Annotated in this window: 7 protein-coding genes; 4 read left to right on the top strand and 3 right to left on the bottom strand. The window is 46.8% G+C overall.

The annotated features are described in order from the left end of the window. Positions 1 to 337 precede the first annotated feature (337 nt). The 4 genes from QZN53_RS09945 (at position 338) to QZN53_RS09930 (ending at position 5313) form a co-directional block, all read left to right on the top strand. The gene (locus tag QZN53_RS09945) at positions 338 to 706 is read left to right on the top strand and encodes a YkvA family protein (RefSeq protein ID WP_163438813.1); all 369 of its coding nucleotides are present in this window, start codon (positions 338 to 340) and stop codon (positions 704 to 706) included. Positions 707 to 780: 74 nt separating this feature from the next. After that, on the top strand, positions 781 to 2520 hold the full coding sequence (locus tag QZN53_RS09940) for a hypothetical protein (RefSeq protein WP_163438812.1): 1740 nt from the start codon (positions 781 to 783) through the stop codon (positions 2518 to 2520). After that, complete coding sequence (locus QZN53_RS09935) at positions 2504 to 3610, top strand: hypothetical protein (RefSeq protein ID WP_163438811.1); 1107 nt, start codon at positions 2504 to 2506, stop codon at positions 3608 to 3610. Before QZN53_RS09940 ends, QZN53_RS09935 begins: the two co-directional genes overlap by 17 nt. Before the next feature lie 128 nt (positions 3611 to 3738). Then, on the top strand, positions 3739 to 5313 hold the full coding sequence (locus QZN53_RS09930) for a biotin attachment protein (RefSeq protein WP_088627462.1): 1575 nt from the start codon (positions 3739 to 3741) through the stop codon (positions 5311 to 5313). A 132-nt stretch (positions 5314 to 5445) separates the two neighbouring features. Here QZN53_RS09930 and QZN53_RS09925 read toward each other — a convergent pair whose 3' ends face one another. The 3 genes from QZN53_RS09925 to QZN53_RS09915 all read right to left on the bottom strand — a co-directional run bounded on the left by QZN53_RS09925 (position 5446) and on the right by QZN53_RS09915 (position 10096). Continuing rightward, positions 5446 to 6243: a hypothetical protein gene (locus QZN53_RS09925; RefSeq protein ID WP_163438810.1), complete on the bottom strand. Its 798-nt coding sequence runs from the start codon at positions 6241 to 6243 to the stop codon at positions 5446 to 5448. A gap of 77 nt (positions 6244 to 6320) precedes the next feature. Continuing rightward, positions 6321 to 8840, bottom strand: coding sequence for a hypothetical protein (locus QZN53_RS09920; protein WP_163438809.1), 2520 nt, complete (start codon positions 8838 to 8840; stop codon positions 6321 to 6323). Then, on the bottom strand, positions 8840 to 10096 hold the full coding sequence (locus tag QZN53_RS09915; RefSeq protein WP_163438808.1) for a hypothetical protein: 1257 nt from the start codon (positions 10094 to 10096) through the stop codon (positions 8840 to 8842). The genes QZN53_RS09920 and QZN53_RS09915 overlap by 1 nt, the downstream gene beginning before the upstream one ends. Positions 10097 to 10258: the final 162 nt, after the last annotated feature.

Here is a 10258-nt window from a genome sequence, read left to right as displayed (position 1 = left end):
GGCAGACCGCATTTCAATATTAGTCAAAGGATTTTTTCTCATGACCGCCAGAAGGCTTTTACGGAACCACCCGCCTAGCGGGTGGTTTTCTGTATACAAGAAAGTAATATGCAAATTTTGCATATTACTTTCTCCAAGTATAAGCCAACGATCAATCTAAAATTAGAGTGTATTGACATTGTCAATATAAAAGACTCCCTAAAGTCTGCAATATAATCGCTGATTCAAAGAAAGCGTACTTCAACACAATCCAACTGACAAGGAATACTTGACAGCTCAAACAGAAGAAAAACGGACCCGCTTTTCACCAACCAGCAAAAATATTATATTAAATGCCATGACAAAAGATGAAGACGAAATCGAAGAAGTAGAAGTTCACGAAATTCACCGGGAAGAAGTTCCTGTGGAAGATAATTCTTCGAACATGAAAAAGGCTTTGGCGGTGCTGCTGATGCTTGCCGCCTTGGCTTACGACGCCTCTCCGGTAGACTTCATTCCAGACATTCCCATCATTGGCTGGATTGACGACGCGGGTCTTACACTTGCCGCAGGCATCAACCTGATTCAACAGTTTGTCGGGAACCAGAATGCAAGCCTGGTTAAGCTCCTGAAATACGCCAAGTGGACCTTCGTCTCGATGGTCGCCATAGCCGTTTTGCTGCTCGGCGGTCTAATCGCCCTGATCATAAACCTGATTGCCAAGTAAATCAAATTGAAAGGCATTGTCCTCATTTTTTACTATTCTTTATTCAGTTTGGGCAAAAGGGAGTTCTCGGGTTCATGCATTGGGTTAGTTCAGGAATCTTCTTCATCATAGCGTTCTGCACGGCGGTTTTGTCATACGCCGAGCCCGGCTACTGTTTCTTCAACTCCCGAGAATGCGAAGACTGGCAAGATTCCGTCCATGCAGAAAGGCTTCCCGATTCCCTCCGCGTCACTTTGCAACAGAAGATCGAAAGCGATACCGGACTCATCTTTTGGGGGAATGCCTACGCAGAATATTTAGCCAACGTGGCCTACCACAACAAAATAGATTTCTGGTCAACAGAAAAAATCTCCCGAGAGCAAAAAAGCGAATTCTTTTTGTGGCACGACAAACAGCACGATTTATCATTGCGTAAACTAGATTCTATCCCATCAGACCTTAAAGACGCGTACATCAAAGCCAACAACACCACATTATACGGCCTCCTTAAAGTAAAATACCAGATAGATAAAGTATACGACCGCAAAACACGTAGTTGGAACGACCCCGAAAAAGGCTACGACACCCTCACGCGATTTTACCATATCCACCAAGGCCCCATTATCGAGACTAATCCGCTAAAGCTCTTGGCAGAAATCTCACTCGAAGGCGAAGTTTCAAAATTAAAGCGCATCTATTTCGAAGACGGACACTCACGAATTATCGAAAATAGCGAATTCAAATTTCTAGAATCCATCGCAAAGCAGCAAGGCTCGTACCTGCCAAACCATTACATCCTTGAAACACACAAGAACATGAGTCCTATTTACAAGACTCAAATCATGGAAGCACTTGTAAAAGGCGACAAAGACGCAATCCGGGAGAATACGGCCAAGTTGGATACCTTCCTAGTTCACGCAGACAAACTCTTCTTTTACAGTTCTCCGTCTAATCTTAGCTGCAACACCAAGCGCCTGCTTAGCGCCTACTTGCGCACCTTCGAAGACTATGCGGATTGCCCCTATTACCCCTCTCCGTACGTAGATGACGAAGAAGCAGCCATTCACGCGATGTTGCAAGATTCCCTCAGGGCCATGTATCGTTCGGGCGAACTTGAAAACGCCCTACTAGACCGCAGTTCCAGCGACCGCGCCTTCTGGCGAATACTCGCCGCATCACTCACCACAAGCGACCAAAACGATTTGAACGCCCTTATTAAAGCGAACGCAGATAGCGTCAAGAAAATCGAACAATGGAATTTTATCACCACGAATTTCTACGTGGATTACGGAGTCGGCTGGAACATTCAAATAGGCATGGGCGGAGGCCTATCCTTGGGATTCGGCGATGCTTTCAGCTATGATTTCGACAACCACCCCACATTTGACATCACCTTGGAATTCTTCTACAAAAAAATCGGTGGCGGTTACAATACAAGGATCCTACATTCCAAGACCTTCGACGACAACAAATTCCAAAGCCTAGTTCTTATTGACTTGTACGCCGGCTATCGCACCCTTGTAACATCCTATGTAGAAAACAGAATCTATCTAGGTCCCACAATCCTCTTTAGCGACCTTCAAGTAAAAGATGACGAAAAGCCCTTGAAATCCCACGTCGGAGTCGGGCTCCATTGCGGCACAGCATTCGACTTTTATTTCAGCAAGTATAAAGACGACGGGCAACTCCGTCTCGGGTTAAGACTTTTTGCAAGCGTGAGCAACTACTACACAGACATCGTAAAAGATAGTGACGGCGGCATATTCTCCGTAACGTTCACCCCGTTATTGCAATTCTACGACAGGAGTAAAAAGAAATATGGCGAAGCTCACTAACATGCTCAAGAAAGTTTTTCTTTTACTCATTTGCGCATTCTTTTATTCGCAAGCCGCTGATCCAGTCCAGTTTGAATCCGGCCACGAATGGGGTTGGGGCGGAACAACAAACGAAAACAAGTCTGAAAAAAAGACCGCAGTAATCCCGTATTTCGACCAAGATATCGGCCAACATCTGCTCAAAAAAGAATTCAGTTACATTGCAAACCCAGGATATGTCCGCGAAAGTTTCACCAAATCCATAAATGTACACCGCACACCATTCGGGCGACTGACTTATTTTGGGTATAGCAACGAAGATTTTTACGAAGACATCTACACCTACCTCGCAAGCGACGCCTGGGAAGACGACCTGAAAAAACTCCCCGCCGGAGACGCCGCATTCGTACGCACCATCGTATACTATAGCTTTATCGGCATCGATGGAAAACGTTACGTACAAATTCAACTTGATAAAATCGAAAACGACAGTCAACGGGAATTCCTGCAAGAGTTCTTCAATGTCAAACGGCAACGCGACATTCTGCAAACTGGTCACTGGACTTTATTCTTCGGATTCGGGGGAAACTATTTCTCTCACGGTGCCGACGACAAGCTTAACCCCGGTCCGGCATTCGATCTCGGCTTCGGGTACTGCTTTATCGGAAGGTATTGCACCGATTTCCGCATCGGGAGCATTGTCGGCGTAAATCCGTACAAAGAAGACGTGGTTCAGTCAGGCGTCACCTTCCCCAAAAAAGAAATCTCCTACACCGCCGTCGAAGCCCTGCTCCGCACCAAGCTGATTTACACCTACGATTATGAACTTTCCGTTTTCGGAGGTTTAAGACTGCACGCCATCGAATTCGACACCGAAGAAGGCAAACGATTCAAAGATAAAGGTCTTAAGGACATGGCCAACGGTTATTCCTACGGTTACACCATGGGCTTTGAAGGGGCCAAGTTCTTCGGCGGGAACGGCGTCATCCCCAAACTATTCGGAATCAGCGCCCGAGTCGGCGTAGCGAACTTCGGCGACAACAATCTCGATATCGGCGGCTATAACTGGTACGGAGGAATAGACCTTATAGCAAAACTGATAAAACTATAGGTCCAAACCGTTAAAATCAGCCTCCCATTACGATTTCCGAGCTATTATCTGTAGCCCACTTTTTCTATCTTTCCCCCCGTATTTTATTGTACAGTAAAAACAAGGGATTTATCCCACAGGAAAACACTATGAAAAAGATCAAGTTCCAGGATACCTCGTTCCGCGATGGTTTCCAGTCTATTTTCGGTGCTCGTGTCTTCGCTAAGGACTTCATGCCCGCTGTCGAAGCAGCCGTCAAGGCCGGCATCACCCACTTTGAAGCTGGTGGTGGCGCCCGTTTCCAGGCCCTTTACCAGAACTGCGGCGAAGACGCATTCGACATGATGGACGAATTCCGCCGCGTTGTAGGCCCGAACATCCGCCTGCAGACCCTCGCCCGCGGTATTAACGTGGTGGCCCTCGCTCCGCAGCCGCGCGACATGATCAAGCTCCATGCCGACATGTTCAAGAAGCACGGCATGACCCGTATTCGTAACTTCGACGCCCTGAACGACGTCAACAACCTCATTTACTCCGGTAAGTGCATCACCGACGCCGGTCTGGAACACGAAGTCGTCGTGACCATGATGGAACTTCCTCCGGGATGCGACCTCAACGCCGCCCACAACCCGGAATTCTACGAACGCATCCTCCGCAACATTTTGGACGCAGGCGTTCCGTTCGCTTCCGTTTGCTTCAAGGACGCTTCCGGTACCACGAACCCGACTAAGGTTTATGAAACCTTCAAGCGCGCCCGTAAGCTCCTCGGCGACAAGGTCGAACTCCGTATCCACAGCCATGACACCTGCGGTACCGGTGTGGCCCAGTACAAGGCTGCTATCGAAGGTGGCGCTGATGGCGTTGACCTCGGCCGCAAGCCGCTTTCCGGCGGTACGGCTCAGCCCGACCTGTTCTCCATGTTCCACGCCCTCAAGGGTACGGACTACAAGCTCGCCCTCGGTGAAGACAGCATCGTCGACGATCACATTCCGGAACTCATGGAAGCTAACAACGTCGCCGTTGAATGCCTCAAGGACTACAACTTCCCGCCTGAAGCCCGTCAGATTACCACCGACGTGATCTTCAGCCCCATGCCGGGTGGCGCTCTTACCGCCAACACCCTCATGATGCGTGAAACCAAGACCTTCCACCTGTTCCCGAAGGTTATCGAGAACATGAGTGAATGCGTCCGCCGCGGTGGCTTTGCTTCTTCCGTGACGCCGGTTTCTCAGTTCTACTTCCAGCAGGCTTACATGAACACCCTGAACCAGGCTGCCGGTCGCGGTACTTGGTTCAAGATGACCGAAGGCTACGGCAAGATGCTCCTCGGTTACCAGGGCAAGACTCCTTGCGAACCGGATCCGGAACTCGTGAAGATCGCTGCCGACCAGTTCAACATGAAGCCGTTCAAGGAAGCCTATCCGGGCGTCCAGTGCGCAGAAGAAATTCTCGAACCGGGCATTCCGAAGGCCAAGGCCCTCCTCGAAGAAAATGGTCTCCCGGTCACCGACGAAACCATCTTCATCACGGGCTGCCTCCAGACGAAGGCTGGCAACAAGGGTATCGAATTCCTCAAGGGCAACCGCCACATTGGCGTGCCGAAGAAGGACCCGAACGCGGCTCCGGCAGTGGACACCAAGAACATGAAGGCCGGCGCTGCAAGCACCTACCGTATCGCTCTTGGCAACCAGAGCTGGGACGTGCAGGTTCAGACCCTCAAGTAATTTGTTGCGGCAATCGCCGCTCTACAAACAAATTAGAAAGAGCCGTGGTTCAATCCACGGCTTTTTCTTTTTGGCAAAAGTTCCCAGCAAATTGCCGGGAACTTCTGTTTTTCTTTTTTCGGGAGTTTATTACTAGAATACGAACTGCTTGCCAGCGAATACAGAATATTTTATCAAGTCATTACGCGCTACCCCACCGAAGAATCCGCTCGGGTGTGTATAAGTCCACTTGATAGAAGCCAAAACATCCGCATAAACGTCTTTGTAATTTCGAGTATATTCAACAACGAGGTTTCCATATTGACCTTGCCGTCCTAAATAGGTTCCAAGCCAGAAGGAAGAAATCAGATCAGCGCCAAAATCTCCGCCACGGCATTCCATAAGGCCCTCATTATCCAACATTGCGCGTCTACTATCGTAATCAGAGGATCCCTCATAAAGCTGAAAACCAACTGCAGCACCGATAATGAGATAGCCCAATCTAAAATCAGCACCCGTAAGAATCCGTTCTTGCATATTCCAGAAGCTATAGCTTTCTCGGCCTTCTTTTGACTCAAGCCAGGCAACGTAATCTTCATCTGATTCACTATCCCTGAGACAACGATAAGAAGCATCGCAACCAAAATGAAGTGAGCCTCCAAACACACCAGCAGCCACATTCAAAAAGAACGGAGAAAGCTTTCCGCCCATGCGATAAGTAAGCCCGATATTACCGCCGAAAGCGTTCAAGTTTTCCACATTGTAGGCATCATCCGTATGTCCGTAAAAGCCCGAAGCAGTCACAGATAATTCCTGCGCAGAGCTATCCGGAGAACTCCGGTGCATCAAAGGAAGAGGCATCAAGGTAGCCCCCATAGAACGAGTCATCGGCTTATAGCACCCCGTAAGTGCAACCGTCATGGCAGCCAACAGAATTAATTGTTTTTTCATGTCATAACTCCTAAAAAATGCGGCACGACAACCACCATGCCGCAAAGAAAAATAAGATTAACGTTTAAAAAATGGCCCTATTTTGCCAAAATTCTGTACACAAGACAAACCTCATCAATCTTGCCACTCCTAAAGATCAACCTAGAAGCAATTTTGCGATGATTATGCGAAAGTCTTGTATCCAGAATATCTGAAAGAGCGATTTCCTTCACAACAAAACCATTCTCTATTGTCGAAGTTCTGTCTAAGTACTGCATCCCCGAGGCAAACGAATCAAAGTACACCCCTGTTCTCTGACAACTTCCCGGCCAATAGTAGAACAAAAGCTTGTCATAACCATCAAGGCTCCATTCGTCACCCAAATCCAGATAAACTCCGCTGCCAATCGTTTTAAACTTCAGCTCAGCACCGTAATCGGGCGTTTTAAAATACGTGTTGACCGAAGCCGATGATGTCCATGGGTAAAAATTGTAAACCTTATTCGGATATATCTCGGATCCAAGTGTTTTATACTGTTTGTCAGTGTTTTCAACAGTCTTCGTAAGTACCGGACTCGAAACAGTCACATTCCCGCCATCAGAATTCAAGACTAAGCGAATCCAGTGATAGTTTTTGAGCACACCTTCATTCGCAGGAAGTTTCCAATAAACATGATGTTTTTTGCCATCTACCGGAACCGCAACTTCTTGCAATTGCAACTGACCAATACCCGACCGGGTTTTCTGCAAAAAAAGTTCCGCCTTCATCCAAGAGCCCTTCGCACTGTTGACCGTAATATCAAATTCGACTACAGTCCCTTCCGGAAGATCTTCGCCATTATCAAATGCAGCAACCTTATGCCATCCAGCAGGGACATCAAATATCACGCTCTTGTCGCTTTCCGTTGCATCTGCATTATAATCATAGCGACCAAAAGCGAAATACTTTTTCTGTACGTAGCCACCCTTTTTTAAGAATTTCGGCATTTTTGTCTGATCCATACAATCGGTTCCCGGCTTAAAATACCAGGCCAAGTTTTCGTTTCGAAATTCCTGACCAGCACTATCGTAGTCATAATTCGCCAATTCACAAAGGACTCGCCACATATCGACTTGCAGCCCGCTAATAATGGCAGAATCTGACTTCAAATTCTTACTTGAGGGCAATTCAATGTGCCTTCCGCTAATCGATTCCTTATAACGCGGGTGCGTCGCATCTACCGCATAAACTGCATTGGCAGAACTCTTTGTCCCCGGATTCGTGAAAGGGAAGCCGGAATGATTTTGATAAAAAGCGCATGGTTCCGTTATAGAATTTATCCCGCTACACTTCATATCCATCGCACTTGTTGTTGGAATAAAGGTGCTATTCTTTTGAATCAAAGAGTCTTCATCCCAGCCCGTTGAAAAAGAAACAAACCCATAGTACATATCATCCGGCATGGCTTTAATCATGCCATCTCTCAAGCTTTGGTACATTGTCTCAGAAAACGGATAAGTGCTTCCTTGAATAAAATCATAGAAAGCCCCTGCCGTACGCGATTTTTCTTTAACCCCCTTCAGATATTCATATTTCCTATTCATTGTAATCGGGGTCTTGCCATCGACATAAGAATAGAGTCTACTTTCGGCTCGACCGAATGGTGAACCATACTTTTGTGCATGTCTGTTCAAAACGAAGAACGTATCAGCATGAGCCGGAATAGTCCCTTTCAGCTGACCTTGCGAAATAAGCACAGATGGGAAACCCTTATATTCTGCCGCCTTACGATACTCCCCAAAAAGGAACCTATTCGGCGATGCGTTGACCTCGTATGAATAATCAGAACAATCTTTATTCTTGCACATTCTCTCATACAGCAATAAACCGCTAGCACCAGGACCATTAATCAAATCCCTGAAAGCCTCCGCGGAACCCGACCCACCATCTATAGCCCAAAAATCAATCGTATAAAAAAGTGAAAGAGGCAAAATGGCGCCCTGGTGCGGCGAATCTAAAGACGCATACAGTCGGATCGGGGCATCCGTCATCTTATTTCGTGCGACATCGTACAAGTAAGCCCCATATCGACCCAAGATACCGCCTTGGCTAACCCCAAGAACCACAAAGCCATCTCGCTGCTTGTTATCAAATCCAAACCAGACATTTGAATTCATATATTGGAGTATTAACGCAAAATATTTTGAGTTTTCTTGCAGTGATCTCCTCACCGATTGCGAAAATTGCACGAGAACAGGCGTATAACCTAATTCTATAAGAGGATCAACAATTCCAAAGCGTTCAACCTCATCTTGCAATTCACTCAAAGTCCGAGATCCATCTGTACTCAGGTAAATGCCATCTATAATCAAGAACGGACGCACTAAACTAAATTTCCATTTCTGGGAATCATCCTTTTGTGGGTTTAGAATCCTGACTCTTGCCTTTTCTAGCCCAGAAGCACATGGTTTTCCAAAAGCATTTCCGCCAGTATTCATGGAATTAGAATGTCTGTCTTTAACACCGCAAAATCTATCTAAACCAGAAGAATCTCCACTAAACAGTAAATTGACATATTCTCTAGCCGCAGAAAAAGATGCGCAAAGCAACAAAGCCAAAATAAATGATACGAATCTCATTACTTTACCTCCACGAATAACGTCTGGTTAATGGTAACACCGCCTTCAGAGAGCCGGACTTTTATGGATTGCACGCCCGCCGATTCAAACTCCAGCAGCATTTCGGACATTGGTTCTAGCACCTGCCACTTGTTTTTCGCATAAAATTCCACCTTCGGGAGCGAATTTCTATTCGTGCAAATAAAATAGGGGTCATAGAATATCTTAAGTCGAGAACCCTTTACGCGCGCCGAAGGAAATCCTGCCTGCAAAATCCTTGCATTCTGCATTTGCACGAACTTACAGGCGCTATCGCTACAAAAGCGATAAGCGTAATCCACATTGCCAATTAACAAAGGCATTTCACGGTTATCCGTTTCAGCCGCATATTCATTAGCCTCGTAAAACAGCCCCTTCGGATTCGCGATTACACTGTCTCGCAAACGATTTCGATCGATAAGATACATGTTATGGAACCAGGCATCGCGAGAACTTTGCGGGGTCAAATCTGTTCGATTCGGAAAACTTTCAATCTGATAATGTTCCGATTCGTTCAAAACGAAATTAGCGCGAGTAGAATCCGCAATTTTACGACGTTTTTCTTCAGAATAGGCGGCAGACGTCATCGGTGTTTGTGTCGAGAAGAATTTTCCTTCGCGTTGGGGATTCTTCGGATTCAAATCGCTGTACGGATACGTCCACACTTCAGCTATAGAGCCACTAGAAAGCGCACAACTCACCGATACATCGTCCATAAAGAGAGTCGTATATTGGTGTGCAGGGACATCAAAAAGCCCAACGCCAACATGCGTAACCGTCTTCGCAGAATTGCCGAGAAGTTCAGCGACAGCAATCTTCAGCGAATAAGTCTTGTTCGCATCGAGATCAAAGAACTTCACACCGCTATTGCCGAAGTCGCCCACAAGCCAGATTCCGAACTTGCTTTTCTGCGTCGCACGCACTGTGAGCGCCACGTTCCCGGATTGGACGGTTATGGGCAACTTGTTAAACGACAAAAGGCCCGTCCAATCCCCCGCCTTGTCCTTCATGCCGGACAAGCGAATGTAAGGCGGGGTAAGCGCCTCCATTCCACCAGAATTCATTTCGCCCCAGTTCGCGTTCCATTCCGGCGCTTCCGGGAACGTCATGCTTGCCGTTTCCATTTTACCTGCTTCGCCGTTTTTATACAGCGAAACATCATTACAGACCTGCGCAAAACCTGAAAGAGACAACACGGTCCCAATCAAGGCAGCACACCTTGACATCCTATTTTTCATAGGACCTCCATTTTAAAGATGTTTATTGAACTCCCTAGCACTCGCTAGGCAGGATGTAAAAAAGCCATATAAAAACAAAGCATTAAACAGGATAAAAAAATACACCTGTGGCTCACAGATGTATCTAAAAAACTATTCAATTGCTCCGAGCAGAATTATAGA

It is taken from the genome of uncultured Fibrobacter sp., from assembly GCF_900316465.1.
In the GTDB taxonomy this organism is placed as follows: domain Bacteria; phylum Fibrobacterota; class Fibrobacteria; order Fibrobacterales; family Fibrobacteraceae; genus Fibrobacter.
This window is presented reverse-complemented; position numbering and strand designations above follow the sequence as displayed.